This is a genomic window from Paenibacillus sp. MMS18-CY102 (assembly GCF_009789195.1).
In the GTDB taxonomy this organism is placed as follows: Bacteria; Bacillota; Bacilli; order Paenibacillales; family Paenibacillaceae; genus Paenibacillus_T.
In genome coordinates, this window is the sequence record NZ_WSTC01000003.1 from 203,115 (window position 1) to 224,775 (window position 21,661).

Genomic DNA, 21,661 nt, shown 5'->3' on the forward strand with positions numbered 1-21,661 from the left:
ATTAATTAACTACACGAAGAAGTTGAGCATTAACGCCGCCCCACCACTCCTGGCTTCATTCAGACGTTGGATTTCGTCAATAACTAGCACCCCTAAACCCAGACGCGCTGCCAATAACGCCATATGTGGGAGCAAATCATCCGTTGTTGAGCGGCTCTTATAAAACTTCTTGAAATACTCGGTTCCTAGCAGCTTATCAATTGCGATGAAGAACTCCTTGCAAAGTCCTTTAATCGATCCGTCGTGGGGGCATTCGAGCTTTAGCCATACGACCTGTTTCTGCGAAAACATCTGTCCATCATACTCGGTATGGCTGATTACTTGCGTATACAGCGACAAAATATAATCCACTGCAGTTGATTTCCCCATGCCGCTTGTACCAATCATTGCAAAACCTGCAGCCGTCGAGCGTACCATTGGCTGGTCCGACTCGAAGTTGCGAGGGTCTGCTTCTGGAAATGCAGATCGAAACTGCTTGAGCCATTGTGCTTGTAGTGGATTCCTTGCAAAATAACCATTTCGAATCATCCTTGAGAACCTCTGCTCCAATTCTAGATGAATTGGCATTGGCTCCATGAAGTTGGAGATACGCTGTACGGCTTCTGCTCGGTCTAGTGCACTTAACTCTCTTTCCTGCTCGGAATATACCGGGTGCCTGCGGATCAAGTTGGCTACGTCCTCGAGGTTCCGAGGTTTTGGTAATGCCTCAATATAGGGATTGTGACGGTACATCGGATCGGTGCTTTGTTTATAGACTGCGTACTGCTCTTGTACCATCATCAGCTTCCTCCTGGATTTTGTTTTTTTAGCATATCGAGGTACGAGCTTTGCTTGCTCGGCTTATATCCCTCTTGTACTTTCTGAACGATCGACAACTCTTCTGGTGGCTTCATGTCGCCTAGGTTCCACGCTTCTCTCCGACGCTCAGCTTCCTTGCTGACTGTGCGATTGGTACGAATCCCTTTTGTCCTCTGCGCATTGCTTAATGAGACGTTCTCATTGGCTTCCTCTGTTTGTTGCTTCGCTTCATTCACGATGCTCTCCCTTATCGCTCTGAGCTCGGCATCACTTTGAGCAGCATTTGATTGATACAGCTGAAGATCCAGCTTTTCCTGCTCCTCGATATCAAGGACCTCTTCGTGACGCTTACCAAGGTATTTATGGTCCCGCTCTAATAAGGTGCAAACTTCATAAGACATGCCGTCCTTCGAGATAAGATTTATTGTATCGGCTACATTACGACTATCGAAGGCGAATTCAACTTTCCAAGAGCCTCTATTTCGAGCCCGTTCAAACCATTGTTCATCAATAGCTTTCTGGCAGGAGTAATGACGATTTTTGTATCGGATTCCAAACGGCGTAACCGTCGCGTAATCACGCTCCATTAATGCCAGTTTAATGATTTCCGATGGTTTTTCTCTCAAATGCCCGCTTCGATTTTGAATCCCCCAATTCCACAACTGATCAGGGACCGGATTGACATGGTCTTGAATCATGAATTCATTACGGTTGTACCACTCCATCCAGTGGGAATTGTTATGATTCAATACCGTATAAATCATGAGTCTCGTAAACTGATGTAAATCTAAGGTGGCATCAAGGCGGTAGTCCCTCTCCCCTCTCTCAAGTGCTCGTTCTTTGACCGCCCCAGGCACCCATTTAATCGATTTCAGATTTGCAATTCGAAAGCTTTGTTCGACGATCCCTTTCCAATCACATCGATAGGGAGGTGTGTTCGATATGCGCATTTCTAATGACTCGACTACGTTGTCAGAATTGAACCCAATCAACTCCCCTCTGTCACCAAGTAGTGCCTGCGGCAAATAAGCACTATCCCAATCCTCCTCGTTTATGTGAATTCCGAATTCGGCGCAATACGAAACCTTCTCAGTAAAGGTGTTTGCTAGTGCCATCTTAGCTCCGTTCCAACTTGGTCCCTCCAGACCCACATATAGACCAACGATTCTGCGGCTAAATGCATCTTTCACATGATAAATGATTGGTCTACCTATGATTTGTGTTCGGTCCATGCTGTTCACCAGATATACGTCTGCGATCGTTGCATCAATCTGATATATAGAACCAGGTCCAAACGACATTTCCGTTGAAGTACCCAACACAGCACGGTGCTGCAGATGGCACCTCCGAACTCCTTCCCTAGCTTGAAGGGTTGCTTTTAGATCAAACTCCTTTTCGTACCAATATTTAAACTCTCCAAATGTAGGCAACTCGTGACTCGGTGGAAGAATCGGTACATTAACTCCATGTACCGACGCATACCCCAAATTCATGTGATTTTCTTGGATCATCTTAAAACAATGCCTCAGCGGATATCTCTCTTTCGTGTTGTAATATAGCCGAACACCCACTCGAAATAGTTGTTTCATATCCTCGTCAATATTGACACCTTGCTTTTCCGGATCGAATTTCCCAAGCCTACTTTTTCGACCTCTCTTTAAACTTGTCTCGGTTACTTTCTTTTCTTGTCCTGGATTTCCGCAGTTGTAGTAGCGTGGCAATAACGCATTTTTATTCCCACCTTGCCAGTACCGCGAAAGAGACCGATAAACGTATTTCTTACTTACCCCACTTTTGTCCACTATCTGAGCCACCATTGCTCCTCTTAGTCGCGGATCATAAATATCAGGTACATCGCTTACTATTGACTCAATGAGGCTCCACCACCGATCGCGAGTTTGCTTATCTTTCTCTTTGATTTGTGATTCGGAGATAAGCTTTGCATAAGGATCGACCGAACGTTTGATGACTAGACCATCTGTTACCGCCTTGTTTACCTGCGACATTTCTCTTTCTACAGGTAATGCGCCAGTCTTATCCAGGTCAATCACTATAAGCCTGTCATTACAAGGATCTATCCAAAGTACCCGCTCAAGCGAGCGTACTTGCAATTGGTCGTCTATCCATTCCAATACAGCGTTAACTGTCAACAATATTAGAACCCTTCCCTTCGTTGAACCTCCAATGGATACCCCGGATCTATTTTCTTGCTCATATTCACTTCCCAGATACGGTTTGCGATTAAATGCTTGATCACCCAGAGAGACGTACCACCTTCCATTCCTAATGCTTGGTCGTTTTCAAGCGCTACCTTGGCATATGAGGAATGCTGTTGCTGAAGCATTGTGAACAGCCGCTTCTCAATCAGCCAAAGCATTTGCGGGGATACCAGAGTATCCATCGATGCCTTCGCAGAATGAATAAATCCTACATTCCACGCCAGGTTTCTTTGAATCTGTTTCTCCGTAACAACCTTGAAGTCTATCCCCCTTTCCTTCCAGTAAAGTTGTTCAATCATTATCTTTTCGAGTGTGCGTTTCGATAAGAGATCAGACTCCGTTTTTATTGACCGAGCCAGTAAAACTGGTGAATCGTTGAAGACCGAATCAACCAGGAAATCAGTCGTCATTACTGCATACTCGTTGTATTTGTTAACGAAAGGATGCTTAATTCCCAATCGCTTAGCGATATCAAGCGTTTCATCAATTTGCAGTGGATACTGTTCTCGAATATCGGTGACATCTGCATTCCAATCCAGCGTATACAAATACTCCAACTCAAGATTAGAGAGAACATGATGCACTCTCCCCGTTGTCCAGCCCTTATCCCGCGTGGAGAGACCTCTTGAAGGTACATCTCTTACCGTTAGCCAAGGTTTATAATCTTGTCCACGCCCTTGTCCACGCCCTTCTTTAACTAACTGCGCCATTGTTGCTTCAGTGATTCTGCGATATCTCGACATGACTTTCCTCCTCGTCTGATGCCTGACCAAAACAACAAAAAAGGTCGAGTACATAGCTATCCCTATAGGGAATTGCTATGTACTCGACCTTTACGATTTAATAGGTCGACAAAAGACGAAACAAGAATACGATCATCGGTCACTTTTATGAATTCATGCTACACTTCTAATAATATACCCCTATATTATTCCATTCATACATCGTTTCACGACATTTTTTCGCGTTCTTCATTCCTCTTCTAATGAAATTACCATCTCATACGCTGCCTCTCGTGAACCAGGTACAAGTAGCTCATATGGTTGTCCATATAGATCCGCAATGCATTCTGCTTTATCACTAGTTGATTTCATGACAACTATCTCGTCGCAGTCATAAAAATTAATGACATGCCAGCACACTGGCTCGTCTACAGCTCCTTCAGGTTCATGTTCCATTAGAACATGCTCAATTGCAAAGAGTGGACAAGCGAACTCTATGCCTGCTTTCTTGTGATACAACGAACACTTTATCTTACAGAAGCTTTCAATCGAATTCAGCATCAGTTTAAAATTTTCGTTTGTAATTGTTACTCGATCAGACATCGTAATCGTCACCTTTGTTGTATTGCCCGGGCTATCCATAGCATATATCATCAGCCCCGACACCATCAATGAACGATTAGGGCTATAAAAACATACGAGGACAAAACAAAACATAGTTAGTCCATGCCAATCGTCTGAAATGCTTCCTGACGACAAAGTAGCCACTATACAGAAAATAGCCTGCCAGATTGCCCGGCAGGCTATTTCATCAGTTGCCATGTTTATTTGTTGGTTTCCAACTTTATTTGTCAGTTGCCAACTCTATTTTCTAGTTGCCAACTTTATTTGTCGGCATCAAGTCTAATTAGCTTCCCCCAACCACTACTCCACCGTCACACTCTTCGCCAAGTTACGCGGTTTATCCACGTCATTGCCGACAGCAAGCGAAGCATAGTAAGAGATCAACTGCAGCGGGATAACCGAGACAGCAGGCGACAGGATTGGCAGTGTTTTTGGAATAGCGAACAGCTCGTCGACCGACTTGCTGACTTCTACTTCACTGCCTGCGTTCGCGATTGCGAGTACGTGTGCGCCGCGTGCTTTGACTTCTTTAATGTTGCTAAGTGTTTTCTCGTACAGCTCCTCTTGCGTTACGAGCGCGATAACCGGGATACCGTCCTCGATCAGCGCCAGCGTGCCGTGCTTCAGCTCGCCTGCAGCGTAAGCTTCGGAGTGGATATACGAGATCTCTTTGAGCTTCAAGGAGCCTTCTTGCGCGACTGCGAAGTCGACGCCGCGGCCGATGAAGAACAGGTTTTTGTGTACAGCGATCGAATCCGCTACTTGCTTCAGTACAGCGGATTGTTCAAGCACCGCCTCAACTTGCTCAGGCAGCTCTTGCATAGCCGTCAAAATCTCCGTAATTGCCGCTTGCTCCATCGTTCCGAGCGTTTGCGCCAAGTAGACGCCGAACAGGTAGAACGCGATCAGCTGCGACGTATACGCTTTTGTCGATGCTACAGCGATCTCCGGTCCTGCCCATGTAATAAGCACATCGTCCGCTTCGCGAGCGACCGAGCTGCCTACAACGTTAGTGATCGCCAGTACGCGTGCGCCGTTGCGTTTTGCTTCACGCAGTGCTGCGAGCGTATCTGCTGTTTCACCGGATTGGCTCACAACGATTACGAGCGTATCCGGCGTGATGATTGGCGAACGGTAACGGTATTCCGAAGCAACGTCCGTCTCAACTGGAATGCGAGCCATACGCTCGATTACTGTTTTGCCTACGAGACCTGCGTGATAAGCCGTACCGCAAGCAACGATATGCACTTTGCGAATGCCTTTTACTTGCTCAGCCGTCATGCCGATTTCCGTTAACGACACCGACTGATTGTCTTCCGACACGCGACCGCGCATTGTGTCACGGTAAGCCTTAGGCTGCTCGTAAATTTCTTTCAGCATAAAGTGATCGAATCCGGCTTTCTCTGCCGTTACGAGATCCCAATCGACATGGAATATTTCCTTGGAAATAAATTCGCCCTCTGTCGTCATCAGTTCGACACCATCACGTGTCAGAACCGCCATCTCGCCGTCGTTCAAAATATACACATTACGTGTATGCTCGAGAATTGCCGGGATATCCGATCCGATAAAGTTCTCGCCTTCTCCGACACCAATGACGAGCGGGCTCGCAAAACGAACCGCAACGAGCTTAGTAGGCTCGAATTCCGTCAAAACGCCGAGTGCAAATGCACCGCGCATACGTTTAACTGCACGTTGTACAGCTTCTACGATGTTGCCGTCATATTCATCAGCTACCAGATGAGCAATAACTTCCGTATCTGTTTCCGACACGAAGTTATGGCCTTTTGCTGCGAGTTCGTCTTTCAGGTCCAAATAGTTCTCGACGATGCCGTTGTGCACGACCGAGAATTTCGAAGAATTGTCCGTGTGGGGATGCGAGTTCACATCCGAAGGCTTGCCGTGCGTTGCCCAACGCGTATGCCCGATTCCAACAGAACCAGCAAGCGGCTCCTCTTGAAGCTGGCCTTCCAATACAGCAAGACGGCCTTTCGACTTACGAATTTCCAAAGTATTGCCCGTGAATACTGCGATACCAGCGGAGTCGTACCCGCGGTACTCCAGCTTCTTCAGACCTTCGATCAAAATTTCTTGCGAGTTACGATTACCAATATATCCTACGATTCCGCACATATTAATATAGACCTCCGTTAGGTTCCAATTTCCCTCGACCTACGAATGCCCGCTGCGCGGCAGAACGGTATGAAGTTCAAGTTTCATTACCCTCCTGCCCATTCGATCGCACAAGCGGCATCGCGGACGCTAGGGTTATTTGTTATTTGTAAAGCTTAAATAAGGCAGACTGAACCTGTACTGTCTCCAAGGATGCTCTATCATCCGACGACACATGTAGATTCGCCTGTTCACGCATGTCTTGCTTTTCATTCCGCCGCACGATTGTCCGACCGGTCGCCCGCGTCGTTTTACGTAACGGCTTACGGTATGAATGTGTACCGGGAGGTCCCCGCCGAAAAACTCGAACGCCTCCACCTCGTCAGCTTGCACAGCCGCTCTTCCCTCCGTTGGGAATGGTTTGTTGCAGCAGCTTTCCATGTCGCAAGCTCTGGCGCTTGTGTTGCTTTATGAAAACCCCAACCCTCGCTTTCAATTCCAGAATCATAATCCCTATCATATTCACTTTTGCGACATTTCGCAACAAGTTTCTTTAGCCAAGGGCGACCCACCCAAACCCTCCCTCTTCAGGGAGGGCCCCGAGGGTTCCACCCTCTGGACACCGGAAGCTGCTTATGGTGGCTTTGGTGCTAGGAGCCGCTTTCGTCCCTTTGGGACACGCTCTACTTTTGCTTTACCCAGTTATGGTTGATTGTAAGCATCTGGCATGTGGCGTTCTCCCCAGCTTTGGTGCTGGGAGTCGCTTTCGTCCCTGCGGGACACGCTTTACTTCTCTGTAACACTACTTGTTCTACCAAAAACGGATGAACAGCGTGCTTGCTCCACCATTCATCCGCGTTTATTAGATCATCTATATAGTGTCGATTACAATTAGCCCAACTGCGTCTTCACAACGTCCACGATTCGGTGTACGTATGCTTCGACTTGATCCTTGTCCGGACCTTCCGCCATAACGCGGATAAGCGATTCCGTGCCGGAAGGGCGCACGAGTACGCGGCCATTGTCGCCGAGCTCTGCTTCGACCGCACTAACCGCTTCTGCGATTGCTGCGTTGTCGTTGTATAGCGTCTTGTCTGCTACACGCACATTGACTAGCACCTGCGGGTATTTACGCATGAGCTGCTTCAGTTCGCTCAGCTTCTTGCCCGATTGTACGAGCGTATCGACTAGCTGCATAGCAGTTAGAATGCCGTCTCCTGTCGTATTGTAGTCGAGGAAGATGACATGGCCGGATTGCTCGCCGCCGAGGTTGAATCCGCCACGGCGCATTTCCTCCATGACATAACGGTCACCAACTGCCGTTTGAGCCGTTTTCAGCCCAAGCTTCTCCGTCGCTTTGAAGAAACCGATATTGGCCATAACCGTCGTTACGATCGTTTCGCCTTGCAAACGGCCTTGGCGGCGCATGGCATCGCCACAAATGCACAAAATATAGTCGCCGTCGACTTCTTCCCCCTTCTCGTCGATCGCGATCAAGCGATCCGCGTCGCCGTCGAACGATAAGCCGAGCTGTGCGCCATGCTTAAGCACTTGATCGCGCAAATACTCAGGGTGCGTCGATCCGACGCCATCATTGATGTTGCGGCCATTCGGCTCTGCGCCAACCGTAATGACATCAGCGCCCAGCTCGCGGAATACGCGAGGTGCTAATTCATAAGCGGAGCCGTGTGCGCAATCGAGCACGACTTTGACGCCTTCGAACGACGATTGAATCGTCGTTTTCAAATATTCGAGGTAGCGGTACTTCGCCGTATCGTCGGACGTTACCGTACCGATATCGCCGCCTTCTGGACGAGGCAGCTCATCAACCTCTGCGTCCATGAGACGCTCGATCTCAAGCTCAGTCTCATCCGACAGCTTGAAGCCGTCGCCGCCGAAAAATTTAATGCCATTATCCGCTACCGGATTATGGGAAGCAGAGATCATTACCGCTGCATCAGCTTTCAGCTCACGCGTCAAATACGCAACAGCTGGCGTCGACACGACGCCGATCCGAACAACGCTAGCGCCGATAGACAAGAGGCCCGCAATAAGTGCAGCTTCCAGCATAGGGCCCGAAATGCGTGTATCCAGGCCGATGACGACCTTTGGTTTATCCACTTGGCCTGCGAGTACGTAGCCGCCGCAGCGTCCGATTTTATATGCCAGCTCTGGCGTTAGTTCACGGTTAGCAACCCCGCGCACGCCGTCAGTTCCAAAATATTTACCCATGAATGTCAATTCCCCTTCTGTATCTAAATATATGCAATAGCCCGGCAGTGAGTACCCCCGTGCTCTCCGCCTCAATACATGCAATTAGCCTTAGCCCCATTAATGATTGGCAGCATTAACTCCGTCAGTTCCACTGCTGTCACCATTAACAGCGCCAGTGTCCGTTACGTTCGTGTTATCGCTTCCGGCCTGATTGTTTCCGCCTGCACCCGCTTCAGTGCCGCTCACACTGCCTCCAGCGTCCTGTCCTGCAGCAGCGCCTGCGTCCGCATCAGATCCAGCACTTCCTGTGCCTGCCGCGCCATCAGTTGCTTCATCATCCTCTGGCTTAATCACAGGCGTTGAATCTACAGGCCCTGCTGGAGGCTCCTTGCCCGCCGGGTTCGTATCCTTCGGCTTCGCAAGCGCAGCCTTATCGTCAATTATATCGACTGTGACCTTCACTGGAGCCGTATCTGGGCTTAAATAGTTCGGCAGATGGATATCAAGCGTCACCTCATGCTGCCCGACACCGAGCGATTCCAGCCTTGCAACGGCCTGAACGTCGGCTTCTTTCAAAGCCGTCAGCAGCGTAGGCGCACCGCGAACGGTAACATCGACCAATCCATCCGTTGGGATCAGTACATTCGCTGACATGCCGTCCGCTAAGCCGCTCAAGGTAACCGGCACACGCTCGATTAAGCGGCTGCTCGTCTGCTCAACGGTTACGTTGACCGACACATTCTTCGGATCTACTGCAGCAACGCCATCAATTGGCTTGATGTCATAGGTATAAGTGCCCGAGCCTGTCACTTTGTCCAAATCTACCGTTACCCCATCATAAAACTCCAGCTTGTCCAGCTCGTTCTGTGGGCCGTAGACCGTTACTTGCTCCGTCGATAGCTCAAGCTTAGCAATACTTAAGCCTGCAGGCAGCTCACCTGTAAACCCGATCTGAAGCGGCAATTGCTTGAATGGCTTCGTAATCGGCACTTCAACCTCAACAACGCTTGGGCTGACGACCGCATTTTTCAGTTCCTTGCCATCATTGTCATAGACGATAACACGTGCACGCTTCTCGCTGACCGTTTCTTCCTCACCATTTACATTTACATTTACCGCTACAGCCCCGACTGTCTCCAGCTCGTCCTCTGGCAGTGTAACGTGTACCCGATTGTTCGGCTTCACGATTGGCTCTCCAGCCTTATAACCGTTCGCTGGCGCGCCTTCTGTCAGCACCTGGACTTCGAACTCCTTCGTCTGCATCGGTTCGATCTGTACGGTTGCTCGGTTAGGCGTCATCTTCACGAGCTCCACGCCACGCGGCAACTCTACTGATAATACCACCTCATGCCGCCCGTTGGGCACTTCAGATAAGTTAGCGGATACCACATAATCATCCGGTGACGCCGCAGCTAGACGGGCACGGGAACCGCTTACGACGAGCTTGACTGCACCTGGGTCGATCGAACGCAGCGCACGCGTTTTCTCATCCAGGCCAATCGTTTTGATCTTTACAGAATCAATGACATGCGATTCGTTCGTTGAAATCGCCGCATTCGGATTCGATTCCGGATCAAAATGTACAACCGCCCATAACATCAATGCAATGAGGACGGATAAAATTTTGAGAGCTGTCGGGTGCGTTAACCATTTATCCATTGTTCCCGTCAGCCCCCTTCCGCCGCCAGAACGAGGTCTTCGCTTTCTCTCCTTGGCTATTCGCAGGCATCAGCTCTTCGAACAGCTTCGAGATTAACGATTCTTCTTTAATGTCGCGAACGATCATCCCATTCAAACATAGCGACACCTGTCCAGTCTCCTCCGAGACGACAACGGAAATCGCATCGCAGCCTTCGCTAACGCCGATCGCAGCCCGATGCCGCGTACCGAGCTCCTTGCTGATGAATGGATTTTCCGAGAGCGGCAAATAACATGCGGCAGCCATTATTTGATTCGCGCGAACGATGACAGCCCCATCATGAAGAGGCGTATTCGGCGTAAAAATATTAATGAGCAGCTCCGCGCTTATCCGCGATTCCATCCCGATGCCCGATTCGATAAACTCATTCACGCCCGTCGTCCGCTCAAACACGATTAATGCCCCAATTTTGCGTTTGGACATATAGTTCACGGCTTTAATAATCTCTTTGATCCGCTCGTTAATCTGATCCCGCTCCAGCCCAGTCGACCGCCCGAAAAATTTCCCTCGGCCCAGTTGCTCCAGCGCACGCCTAAGCTCTGGCTGAAAAATGATCAACACGCTTAATACGCCGAAGGTGAACATTTGGTTCATCAGCCACTTGAGCGTACCCAAATTCAGCCAGGTGCTCAGCGCCCAAGTCGCGACCAGCACCAAGATGCCTTTCAGCAATTGAATCGCGCGCGTACCCCGTACGAGTAAAATCAATTTATATATGATGTAACTGACAGCCGCAATATCGATAAGATCTTTAATGCCGTTCTGCCAGCTTATGTCGTTAAAATAATTCATCAGTTCGCAGGCCCCCAAGCGACAATTACCCATCTGATGCCTATTTGACGCGAAATTTCAACACAATTTGCCCAAAATGGGCTCTTTATCTGTTATTTTTATCGGCCTCGCGCCCGTTAGACTGAATACAAGACGGCTATTCTGTAGCCATAACTGTTTTTATAGTCAACCTTATTATTTTCTAGAAAGGGAAATGTAAATCCTTCTTATGCAAGAAAAAAAAGTGCCCACCGTTTATCGGAAGGCACTTATCATCATTTGGCTATGTCAGAAACCGTCTCCGTCACTTTGTACCAGAACCAGTCGAGCGCCCGGTCAATCGTTCGGCTCGAGCCTGCAATGTGCGCTGTCGAGGCTAATTGGAGCGAGCCGTCTATGACGGTCAAATTGCCATCTACGTCGCCCTGCACCTCCGCAATTCCATTCTCAATGGTCAAATCGCCATGGACCTTCGTTCCCGCAGGAACAATGACTTTATCTCCTTGGATGACGACCGACTGCAGATCTTGGCCTCTCACGATCAACTCTCCGCCCTGATGCCACATCGATAAGAAGCTAGACAGCATAACGAAAAGGAAGAGTGCCGCGACCGTAGCTGCCGGATGGTTCCTTACCCAGCTAATCCACGGCGACTGCCTGCGCCGCTTCGGCAGGGCAGCCATAATCCGCTCATTCAAGCGTTCCGACTGCTCTGGTTCGATCGATCCGCGCGCATGCATCGCAGATGACAGCAGCGATTCTGTTCGATCTAGTTGTTCGAATTTCGTTCGACATGATGGACATTCCAACAGATGGGCCTTTAACTCACGAACATCTTGTTGAGGCAATTCGCCGTCCAAATAATCATGCATCCACACGGTGGCGACGTTGCAATTCATGGCAGCCATTCCTTTCCCCTTCACGCTTAAACATCAGGTCATTGCTATACAATACGCTCGGACCTGCCAGGACGTTTCAATTCCTGTACACTCCGCTTTTTTACAGTTTATGCTCTAGCCTTTTACGCAAAAATTCGCGCCCGCGATGCACCCGCGTCTTGATCGTCGTCACCGGCATGTCCAGAACGTCCCCGATTTCCTGCAGCGACATCTCCTGCAAATACCGAAGAACCATAACCGATTTGTATTTCGCGGGCAACGTTTCAATCGCTTGATGAATAATGCGCTGCGTCTCCGACAGCATCGTTTCGCTCTCCGGTGTCCGGTTATCGCTTGGCACCATCGAATAGCCGTCTAACCCCTCATGGTCGGCCGACTCTGCATCTAACGAATAAGTCGGCTTTCTGCGCCGCAGCCGGTCAATGCACAAATTCGTCGCGATTCGATAAATCCACGTTGAAAATTTGAGTGATTCATCGTAACGCTCCAGATTGCGATAAACGCGAAGAAACGCATCTTGCACGACGTCCTCCGCTTCTTGGCGGTTATACAGCATGCGGTAGGCCATATGATAGAGCTTATCTTGATACATATCCACGATCTCGGCGAATGCCTGCTGATCGCCTTTCAGCGCCAGCCTGGCTAACCTCGCTTCTACTGATATCACCGTTATTCCCCCAGACGTGACGATTGCTCCTCCGATCGATTGCCGGATCGCCGCTCGGCCACTACGATGCCGCACAAAATGAGTACGATGCCGAACGTCTGCCACATGCTAATCCGTTCCCCTGCTACGAGCCAGGCGGCGAACGCCGCTACAGGCAACTCCATCGAGCCCAGCATAGAAGCTAAGCTGCTTCCTATTCTTGGAATGCCGATCGTAAATAATACAGTCGGGATAACCTGTCCGAGTGTCCCTAACACCAAGCCGATTCCTGCCATCTGCAGCTCACGTGCCCCTGCACCCGCATGCCAACCATATAACAAGACAACGAGCAATAGCGAAGCTGATGTAATAAAAGCAGACTTCATAACGGGATCACCCGCTACTTCTACCCTGCCCGTTAGCCATAAGAACAAACTATAGGTTATCGCTGACAGAAGCCCGTACAACGATCCGATGGAATCGAGCCGATCAAGCCCATCACTCGTTACCCCAACTGCTAGCACGGTACCGGCTAGTACAATGGCAATAGCTACCCAATGCCATCGATTCGGCCATTTTCGGTTCCAAATGCTGTCTATTAGAATCGTAATCCACGTAAACTGAAAAAGCAAGACGATCGCGAGTGAAGCATCCAATCGAGCTAACGCCAAATTGTACAGAATGGTCGTTGCCCCCATGCCAAATATCCCAATTGAGGCTAACTTTATCCACGGGCCCCGAAATGGATTCGACCATGAACCGCGCCGTGACAACACCATTGTCCATAACAAAATTGCCCCGATTCCTACCTGGTGAACAGTGATTTGCTCGAATGTATACCCGTGATCATAGGTAAGTTTCACAATGGGCGATAACAATCCGTAGCTCGATGCCCCCAACAACACGAACAGAACCGCTAAGCCGTATCCTGGCGCTTTCAATTGCTTTCCCTCCTCAAACCGCACAAAAGGCCGGGCAGGACGGCTTATCGCCGCCCCTGATCCCGACCTTGCATTCCATTTCTATTGTATGCCGCAACAGCAAGCATGCTGTTAAGCATTAGCCCGTATTGCGAAGACCAGCTGCAATTCCGTTAATCGTAAGCAGCACTTCACGCAGAAGTTCTGCATCGCTGCTATCATCTGGAATCGAGCGAAGCTCAGTCAACAGCTGTACTTGCAGGTAGCTGAGCGGATCGACGTACGGATTACGCAGGCGAATCGACTCTTGAATAACCGGTACGTTATCCAAAATTTCCGATTGTCCCGTAATGTCGAGGATGAGGCGCAGCGTGCGCGCATACTCTTCTTCGATTTGTCCGAAAATACGGTCGCGGATCGTGCCGTCTTTGATCATTCCCGCATATTCGCGAGCGATGAGCAGGTCTGCTTTTGCTAGCGCCATTTGCAAGTTGTCAATAAGCGAACGGAAGAACGGGAAGCGCGTGTACATGTCACGAAGCTTCTGCATGCGCCCGTTGTCGCCTTGTACGAACTGCTCGATTGCATAGCCTGATGCATACCATGCTGGCAGCAAGTAACGGCTTTGCGTCCATGCGAATACCCATGGAATCGCACGCAGGTCTTCGAACCGGTCGCTGTTTTTCCGTTTCGACGGACGCGAACCGATGTTCAGCTCGCCAACCTCAGCCAGCGGCGTCGATTCCTTGAAGAACGTCATGAAGTCTGGATCGCGGAAGATCAGATCCTGATACTTGTTGAGCGCCGTCTCGGAGATGGTGCGGGCAATATCGTCCCAATCCGTTTCAACCTTCGGCATTTGCTCTGGGTATTTCGCCAGGCGTGCTGCCGTGATGAGCGCCCAAGTTGCTTGCTCAAGGCTGCGGTATGCAATATCATGCAAGCCGTAACGCGAGGACAATACTTCCCCTTGTTCCGTAATCTTGATGCCGCCGCCAATCGTATGGGGAGGCTGTGCCAAAATGCTGCGGTTCAGCGGCATGCCGCCGCGTCCAAGCGCGCCGCCACGGCCGTGGAAGAACTTCAGCTTCACGCCGAATTCGCCCGCCGAAGCCGTAATGTCGTTCAACGCTACGCGCAGCTCCCAGTTTGCCGTAACAACGCCGCCGTCCTTGTTGCTATCGGAATAACCCAACATGATTTCATGGACTTCGCCCATAGCAGAAACAGCTTCACGGTAAATCGGCAGCTCGAACAGCTTCTTCATAATGCCAGGCGCTGCATGCAAGTCGTCGATTGTCTCGAACAGCGGCACCGATTGCAGCGTGCAACGCACTGTGCCGTCTGCTTCCTTACGGAACAGGCCGACTTCCTTCGCGAACACCATGACTTCAAGCATGTCACTCGCAGCTTCCGTCATACTGATCAGGTAGCTCGAAATGCAGTTAATGCCGAATTCCTTTTGCGCACGGTATACCGTCGCATAGACATCCAAGCACTCACGCGTCGATTCCGAATATTCCAAATGCCCGCTCGTCAATGGGCGCGGATCGTTAAGCAGCTTCGCAAGCAACTCAACCTTCGCATCCTCTTCCAGCGCAGCATAGTTATCTACAATGTGCATCTTCTGCAGCACTTCAGTCATCGCATTCTCATGCTCTTGGCTGTGTTGGCGAATATCCAGCTTCGACATATGGAAGCCGAATAGTTCCACCTGGCGAACCAACTTGCGAATATGCGTATCTGCCGCATAGTCCGCGAAGTGATGGCGCAAGCTGCGGTCGATAATTTTGAGATCCTCAATAAGGCCTTCCGGGTTCTCGTAACGGTTCACAGCGCCTTCACGCGTGTTCGCCAGCTTTTGCAAAATGTAGCCCACTTTAATGCGATACGGCTCTTGCTCGTTGCGCCAAATGTCCACACAGTTAAGCTCGACGTTCTCGCGGTCTGCACGGATCGATTCCACCAGCTCAGGCGATACTTCGACGATGTTTGTGCTGAAGCTCAGCAGCCCCATCAGCTCTTGCAGCGCTTCGCTGTACTTGTCCAATGCCAACGCACGATGCAGCGTCAACGTTTCCCACGTTACCTTAGCTTTAACCGACGGGTTGCCGTCACGGTCGCCGCCAATCCACGAACCGAACCGGAGGTACGATGGCACATGCCAGTTCTCATCCGGGTAGTACTTCGCCAAGCAACGCTCCAGCTCTTCGTATACGTTCGGCAGCGCTTCGAAAAGCGTCTCGTCGAAGAAGAACAAGCCGTTGCGCACTTCGTCGATAACTGTCGGCTTACGGCCGCGAAGCTCATCCGTCTGCCACAGCGTGAACACTTCGTTCAACAGCTTCTCACGCAGCTTCTCGCGTTCGCGATGCGTCAGCGTAGGATCGTCGAGCTCCATCACGTCGCTTGCGATCCGCTTATGGATGTCCAATACTGCACGCCGCGTTGCTTCCGTTGGGTGCGCCGTCATTACAAGCTCCAACGAAATGCCGTTAAGCATATCTTTAACGTCTTCAATCGCGATATTGCGTTCCTTCAGTACCTTTACGGCATCCTCGATTGATCCTGGTTGAGCACCTTCGCCTGCTGAGCGCTCGTAATCGCGTTTGCGGCGAATACGATGGTTTTGCTCGGCGATGTTGACGAGTTGGAAATACAACGCGAATGCCCGAATGACCTGGTGGCGAATATCAGGACTTAAGGAAGCGATTGTTGACTTAAACTCATCATACAGCTCCGGGATGTACTCCGCGCGAAGCGACTTACTCATCTCACGGATTTTCTCGACGATCTCCAGCAGCTCTTCGCCGCCTTGATGGACGAGCACCTCACCCAAAATGTTGCCTAAGAAACGAACGTCGCGGCGAAGTAAAGAGTTCGCATTTGCTTTGTTCGCTGTCAGGCTCGTTGCAGTCTGTTCCGACATACCTGTTCCTCCTTCAGATCACATCGTTTCTGCCGTTCCCGGCCGGCCGTTCTTACGATGCCATCTTTGTCTGTAAGGTTTTCCATTACATTTTGCACAAACAAAATCAACCGCGCGGGTTAAACGCTTCATGCCAGGCTACAATCCCATCAATCTTATGGACGTTGCTGCTTCAAGCACACACAGCTGATTTTGCTGTACAAAATGGTTCGCGACGATACGCCATAAGCGGACGCGCTTCAATACACTTTTCTTATCATACTACAAAACGGTGATGTGTTGAAGTGCTTCCTCGTGAAACTCAACATCTGCCAGAATAACAAGAAAGCTCCTCACCAGTGAAGGCAAGGAGCTGATTCGTTCTATCAAAGTAATGAAATGGCGTGCCCTGAGAGATTCGAACTCCCGACCTTTTGATTCGTAGTCAAACGCTCTATCCAGCTGAGCTAAGGGCACATATGGAGCGGAAGACGGGAATCGAACCCGCGACCCTCGCCTTGGCAAGGCGATGCTCTACCGCTGAGCCACTTCCGCATGTATGCCGGTTGCTGAACGTCGTTGTTCTTAAGCAACAGAAATGATTATACACCTTTTCAAACCGCAATGCAAGTGTTTCTTATTCAGAACTGAATTTAATCGTTCGGCTTACATTCCACTAGGTCTTTTCGCCACTTCCTGACCAAACTTGCCGTAAGAAACAAAAAAACTCCATATCGGAGTTTGTGTTAAAAGTTGGAGCGGGTGATGGGAATCGAACCCACGCTATCAGCTTGGAAGGCTGAAGTTCTACCATTGAACTACACCCGCAAATAAGGAAATGGTCGGGATGACACGATTCGAACATGCGACCCCCTGGTCCCAAACCAGGTGCTCTACCAAGCTGAGCTACATCCCGTTATGCGTAAATGGCGTGCCCTGAGAGATTCGAACTCCCGACCTTTTGATTCGTAGTCAAACGCTCTATCCAGCTGAGCTAAGGGCACTAATTATGGAGCGGAAGACGGGAATCGAACCCGCGACCCTCGCCTTGGCAAGGCGATGCTCTACCGCTGAGCCACTTCCGCATGTTGTTTGTCTCTGCCGTTTCATCAGCGGCGACAAGAAATAATATAACAGATAAATAAAACGAGTGCAACCCTTTTTGCAAAAAAACTTAAATTCTTTTTTATATCGCTTATTTCCCCTATCCAAGCCGGCTGGTTTCACTGACTAAATGATTGATTTCTCCATCAAAAAAAGCCGTACGATCCATGCCCTGATTTACACGGCATAGCCCATACGACTTATTGACTAATCAATTAATCCGTTTAACTAGCCGTCACGCAACTACACATCGGCTGCGGCTGACTGCCCTATACCACAGCCGCCTCTAATATCCGGCTGTCCCGTTGCTGTGTTGCCTCCGAATGCGAGTTTACAAGCGCATATGGCAAGCATAGCGGCACGCCAGAACGAGGATCCCGTACGATATCTGCCTCAATGTTGAATACTTCTCGCAATATTTGAGGCGTCATTACTTCTTCGGGCGAGCCTTCGCCTTTGACCGTCCCTTTGTTAATGGCGATCATATGATGCGCATAGCGTGAAGCATGATTAAGATCATGGACAACCATAACAATCGTCCGGTTATTCTCTTCATTCAGCTTCTGCAGCAGCTGCAGCACCTCAAGCTGATGTGCCATATCAAGGAATGTAGTCGGCTCATCCAAGAATAAAATATCGGTTTCTTGTGCCAAAGCCATTGCAATCCATGCCCGTTGGCGCTGGCCGCCAGACAGTTGATCGACTGGACGTTCCGCGAACTCCATCATCCCAGTCGCTTGAATTGCCCATTGGACAATGGAACGATCTTCTTTCGTCAAGGAGCCAAACCCCTTTTGGTAAGGGAACCGGCCGTAGGAAACGAGTTCTGAAACAGTCAAGCCATCAGGCGCTGTTGGGTTTTGTGGCAAAATTGCAAGCTGCTTCGCAACTTCCTTAGTCGATTGCTTATGAATCGATTTTCCATCCAACAATACTTGCCCATTAGAAGGAGACATAATCCTCGCCATCGTTTTCAGTATCGTCGACTTTCCTGATCCGTTCGATCCGACAAGTGCAGTGATTTTGCCTTGCGGAATCGCGATATTCAAATTTTCTACGATCAACCGGTCTTCATAAGAAATATTCAACTGGGACGTCGTAAGCCGAATCATATTCTAGTCACTCCTTCTTCTGAGCAAGCACGCAGTCTAATTCCCACGAAAGGGAGGATATTCTTGTAGGTAATCATCAACTGGCATACAATGGATGATAACGATTATCACTGTTCTCTACTAACGATGATAATCGTTATCAGTTCATTCGTCAATCATTTATGTTTCATCTTCTTCATTTGTGGCACTAAACTGCTTCAACAACGCTTCTTTAAATAAGCGCGCCGCTGTGCTGAGCGTTCGTTCCCGATGTGTAATAATTCCATGCTTTATTGTCACAGGTTTATTCATTGGCAAAATAACGATCCGGCCTTCAGCTGCATCCTGTTCGATGGTTCGGCGCGGCAAGCATGCAATGCCCACTCCTGATTTAATGAGCTGCTTTACCATATCGAGGCTAGGCAGCGCCATATGCTCCACAGCCTGATGCTGCTCTTGCAGCCACCGGTGCCCAACCGTATGGTAGATGCATTGTTCACCGAATGATAGCAGAGGTGCACCTTCAAGCGCTCCCCAGCCCTCTACAGCCCATTTGCGCCCCCAGTTTTGCGATACGGCGATTACAAGCTCATCTTCTATTAAAGGCTCGAATAAGAGCTCCTCTGCCTCTGGCTGCAGCGGAACGATGCCTAGCTCAATCCGATGGCGCAGCACTTCGCGAACTGTATCCGTTTGGAAGCCTGTTTCTATTTTGACTCGAATATCAGGGTACTCCTGTAAAAATCGTCCAAGCCAATTCCCCCATTCTGAAACGTAAAACGACTCCAACAACCGAATCGATACGATTCCCTTCGGGCTATCGCTCCCAGCCATCGCTTCCTCCATCATCGAAGCCAACTGCAGGAATCGATACATAAATGGCGCTGCTTTCTCCCCTGACTCAGTCGGTGTTATGCCGCGTGAACTTCGAACAAAAAGCTGGTGCCCCAATTGCTCCTCTAACAGTTTTAAATGTACGGTAACCGTCGATTGCACATATCCAAGGCGCTCCGCAGAACGGCTTATGCTGCGTTCCTCCCATAAAGCCACGAAGGTTTTTACAAGCCGCCCCTCCATCCGGTCATACATCAACATCATTCCTAACTATTTTAATTAGCGATAGTATATATTGAATCCATTCATTATTCAAATACTTCTTTCAATGATATGCTGAAATCAGTTAAAGGGCAGTGGCGCAGGCAGGAACAACAAAAGCAACCCGCTGCCTCCACTTCATTAAGGATGAGAATTTGTGCAGGTGAGTGAGGTTCCTAAAGCATTAAAAAAACGAGAGGTGTGCATGAGATGGTTAAACAGGGGTTTCGGATTGGCATTTATGTATTCAAAGATGCAGAGGTACTCGATTATTCCGCACCTATCGGTGTCATTAGTGTAGCTAGACGGTATGACCCATCATTGGATGTGTTCACGATCAGCGAATCGATGCGCCCTATTCAGACATTAACAGGCTTAACAATCATGCCAACCTATTCCTTCAGCGATAAGCCTGCGATGGATGCATTCGTTATCCCAGGCGGCTATGGGACGAGACAAGAAATGTACAACCGCAATCTTCATCAGTTCATAAACGCATTAGGCGAAGAGTGTCTTCTTACGAGCGTGTGTACAGGATCTTGGGTGTACGGTCAAATGGGACTGCTCAATGGGCGCACCGCCACCAACCGTAAAGAGCCGGACGCCTTAGAGTCCTCTTCTTTAGGGCTGACACCAATTGACCGGCTTGCTCAAATCGCTCCTGCCTGCCGTATCTCGCGATCACGCATCGTCGACAGTGGGCAAATTATTACCGCCGGCGGAATAGCCTCAGGCATGGAGCTTGGCTTCCACCTACTGCGCAGAGCTGGCTACAATGAAGCTTTTGTACAAAGTGTAGCTCGAACGATGGAATACAGCCTTGCGTACGAAGGATACAAAGATGACATTCATTACGACGCATAGAAACAACAAAAAAGCTCTCGAGAATGAACTCGAGAGCTTTCTGCTAGATAACATAGTGCGCGTAGAGGGACTTGAACCCCCACGGTTGCCCGCTGGAACCTAAATCCAGTGCGTCTGCCAATTCCGCCATACGCGCATAAACTGAAAAGTGAGCCATGTAGGACTCGAACCTACGACACCCTGATTAAAAGTCAGGTGCTCTACCAACTGAGCTAATGGCTCATAATAAATGGCTGGGGATCCAGGGATCGAACCTGGGAATGACGGAGTCAAAGTCCGTTGCCTTACCGCTTGGCTAATCCCCAATAAAACGATGGTGGAGGCTGACGGGATCGAACCGCCGACCCTCTGCTTGTAAGGCAGATGCTCTCCCAGCTGAGCTAAGCCTCCGTAATGGTGACCCGTAGGGGATTCGAACCCCTGTTACCTCCGTGAAAGGGAGGTGTCTTAACCCCTTGACCAACGGGCCTAATTAATAGCATGAAAGTTGAAACTGGAGCTCTCAACCGGGATCGAACCGGTGACCTCATCCTTACCATGGATGCACTCTACCTACTGAGCTATGAGAGCGAAATGGCTCCCCGAACAGGACTCGAACCTGTGACAACTCGATTAACAGTCGAGTGCTCTACCAACTGAGCTATCAGGGAACAGAACAAGGTGCAATTGCCACCTTCAAAACTGGATGCGAATGATGAATCCTTAGCTTTGTTATACTCACGAAGTTGCTTCTCTTAATAAGAAGCTTAGGATAAGCCCTCGACCTATTAGTACCCGTCAGCTGCACGCATTGCTGCGCTTCCACCTCGAGCCTATCAACCTGGTCGTCTTCCAGGGGTCTTACGAATTGGGAAATCTCATCTTGAGGGGGGCTTCGCGCTTAGATGCTTTCAGCGCTTATCCCGTCCGCACTTGGCTACCCAGCGATGCTCCTGGCGGAACAACTGGTACACCAGCGGTGCGTCCATCCCGGTC

15 protein-coding genes, 13 tRNA genes and 1 rRNA gene are annotated in these 21,661 nt (G+C 49.7%); 1 reads left to right on the forward strand and 28 read right to left on the reverse strand.

The features are described 5' to 3' along the window. Positions 1–9: 9 nt before the first annotated feature. The 20 genes from GON22_RS03605 to GON22_RS03700 all read right to left on the reverse strand — a co-directional run bounded on the left by GON22_RS03605 (position 10) and on the right by GON22_RS03700 (position 19,816). Positions 10–780, reverse strand: coding sequence for an ATP-binding protein (locus GON22_RS03605; protein WP_160394746.1), 771 nt, complete (start codon positions 778–780; stop codon positions 10–12). Beyond that, positions 780–2,951, reverse strand: coding sequence for a Mu transposase C-terminal domain-containing protein (locus tag GON22_RS03610; RefSeq protein WP_160394747.1), 2,172 nt, complete (start codon positions 2,949–2,951; stop codon positions 780–782). The genes GON22_RS03605 and GON22_RS03610 overlap by 1 nt, the downstream gene beginning before the upstream one ends. Before the next feature lie 2 nt (positions 2,952–2,953). Beyond that, a complete protein-coding gene (locus tag GON22_RS03615) occupies positions 2,954–3,760 on the reverse strand; it encodes a TnsA endonuclease N-terminal domain-containing protein (protein ID WP_160394748.1) in 807 nt (268 codons plus the stop codon). 228 nt (positions 3,761–3,988) lie between these two features. Next, positions 3,989–4,561, reverse strand: coding sequence for a hypothetical protein (locus GON22_RS03620; RefSeq protein WP_160394749.1), 573 nt, complete (start codon positions 4,559–4,561; stop codon positions 3,989–3,991). A gap of 102 nt (positions 4,562–4,663) precedes the next feature. Then, a complete protein-coding gene (gene glmS / locus GON22_RS03625) occupies positions 4,664–6,496 on the reverse strand; it encodes a glutamine--fructose-6-phosphate transaminase (isomerizing) (protein ID WP_160394750.1) in 1,833 nt (610 codons plus the stop codon). Positions 6,497–7,366: 870 nt separating this feature from the next. Then, the gene (gene glmM / locus GON22_RS03630) at positions 7,367–8,707 is read right to left on the reverse strand and encodes a phosphoglucosamine mutase (RefSeq protein WP_160394751.1); all 1,341 of its coding nucleotides are present in this window, start codon (positions 8,705–8,707) and stop codon (positions 7,367–7,369) included. A gap of 99 nt (positions 8,708–8,806) precedes the next feature. After that, entirely contained in the window at positions 8,807–10,348 is a 1,542-nt protein-coding gene (locus GON22_RS03635; protein ID WP_160394752.1) for a CdaR family protein, read from the reverse strand. Further along, positions 10,341–11,180 (reverse strand): diadenylate cyclase CdaA, encoded by an 840-nt coding sequence (gene cdaA / locus GON22_RS03640; RefSeq protein WP_160394753.1) that lies wholly within the window; start codon positions 11,178–11,180, stop codon positions 10,341–10,343. Before cdaA ends, GON22_RS03635 begins: the two co-directional genes overlap by 8 nt. 254 nt (positions 11,181–11,434) lie before the next feature. After that, positions 11,435–12,058: a zf-HC2 domain-containing protein gene (locus GON22_RS03645; RefSeq protein WP_160394774.1), complete on the reverse strand. Its 624-nt coding sequence runs from the start codon at positions 12,056–12,058 to the stop codon at positions 11,435–11,437. Positions 12,059–12,158: 100 nt separating this feature from the next. Next, positions 12,159–12,725, reverse strand: a complete 567-nt coding sequence (gene sigW, locus GON22_RS03650) for an RNA polymerase sigma factor SigW (protein ID WP_160394754.1) — start codon at positions 12,723–12,725, stop codon at positions 12,159–12,161. Between the two features lie 2 nt (positions 12,726–12,727). Further along, the gene (locus GON22_RS03655) at positions 12,728–13,645 is read right to left on the reverse strand and encodes an EamA family transporter (protein ID WP_160394755.1); all 918 of its coding nucleotides are present in this window, start codon (positions 13,643–13,645) and stop codon (positions 12,728–12,730) included. A 118-nt stretch (positions 13,646–13,763) separates the two neighbouring features. Continuing rightward, positions 13,764–16,553, reverse strand: a complete 2,790-nt coding sequence (gene ppc / locus GON22_RS03660; protein ID WP_160394756.1) for a phosphoenolpyruvate carboxylase — start codon at positions 16,551–16,553, stop codon at positions 13,764–13,766. Positions 16,554–16,932: 379 nt separating this feature from the next. Beyond that, positions 16,933–17,009: transfer RNA gene (locus tag GON22_RS03665), tRNA-Arg, on the reverse strand. A gap of 3 nt (positions 17,010–17,012) precedes the next feature. Then, positions 17,013–17,087 (reverse strand) — tRNA-Gly (locus GON22_RS03670). A gap of 199 nt (positions 17,088–17,286) precedes the next feature. Then, positions 17,287–17,360 (reverse strand) — tRNA-Gly (locus GON22_RS03675). Between the two features lie 11 nt (positions 17,361–17,371). Then, positions 17,372–17,448: transfer RNA gene (locus GON22_RS03680), tRNA-Pro, on the reverse strand. A gap of 11 nt (positions 17,449–17,459) precedes the next feature. Beyond that, positions 17,460–17,536: transfer RNA gene (locus GON22_RS03685), tRNA-Arg, on the reverse strand. A gap of 6 nt (positions 17,537–17,542) precedes the next feature. Continuing rightward, positions 17,543–17,617 (reverse strand) — tRNA-Gly (locus GON22_RS03690). Positions 17,618–17,905: 288 nt separating this feature from the next. Continuing rightward, entirely contained in the window at positions 17,906–18,748 is an 843-nt protein-coding gene (locus GON22_RS03695) for an ABC transporter ATP-binding protein (RefSeq protein ID WP_160394757.1), read from the reverse strand. A 159-nt stretch (positions 18,749–18,907) separates the two neighbouring features. After that, positions 18,908–19,816 (reverse strand): LysR family transcriptional regulator, encoded by a 909-nt coding sequence (locus tag GON22_RS03700; protein ID WP_160394758.1) that lies wholly within the window; start codon positions 19,814–19,816, stop codon positions 18,908–18,910. A gap of 216 nt (positions 19,817–20,032) precedes the next feature. On the opposite strand from GON22_RS03700, the gene GON22_RS03705 reads away from it, so the two are divergent. After that, positions 20,033–20,686, forward strand: a complete 654-nt coding sequence (locus GON22_RS03705; protein WP_160394759.1) for a DJ-1/PfpI family protein — start codon at positions 20,033–20,035, stop codon at positions 20,684–20,686. Positions 20,687–20,742: 56 nt separating this feature from the next. On the opposite strand, the gene GON22_RS03710 is transcribed toward GON22_RS03705, so the two are convergent. The 8 genes from GON22_RS03710 to GON22_RS03745 form a co-directional block, all read right to left on the reverse strand. Then, positions 20,743–20,822, reverse strand: a tRNA-Leu gene (locus GON22_RS03710). A 13-nt stretch (positions 20,823–20,835) separates the two neighbouring features. Further along, positions 20,836–20,908 (reverse strand) — tRNA-Lys (locus GON22_RS03715). A gap of 8 nt (positions 20,909–20,916) precedes the next feature. Next, a tRNA-Gln gene (locus GON22_RS03720) sits at positions 20,917–20,991 on the reverse strand. Between the two features lie 9 nt (positions 20,992–21,000). Then, positions 21,001–21,076: transfer RNA gene (locus GON22_RS03725), tRNA-Val, on the reverse strand. A 4-nt stretch (positions 21,077–21,080) separates the two neighbouring features. Next, positions 21,081–21,155, reverse strand: a tRNA-Glu gene (locus tag GON22_RS03730). Between the two features lie 25 nt (positions 21,156–21,180). Beyond that, a tRNA-Thr gene (locus GON22_RS03735) sits at positions 21,181–21,256 on the reverse strand. Between the two features lie 4 nt (positions 21,257–21,260). Then, a tRNA-Asn gene (locus GON22_RS03740) sits at positions 21,261–21,336 on the reverse strand. Between the two features lie 97 nt (positions 21,337–21,433). Then, a 23S ribosomal RNA gene (locus GON22_RS03745) occupies positions 21,434–21,661 on the reverse strand; the annotation flags it as partial.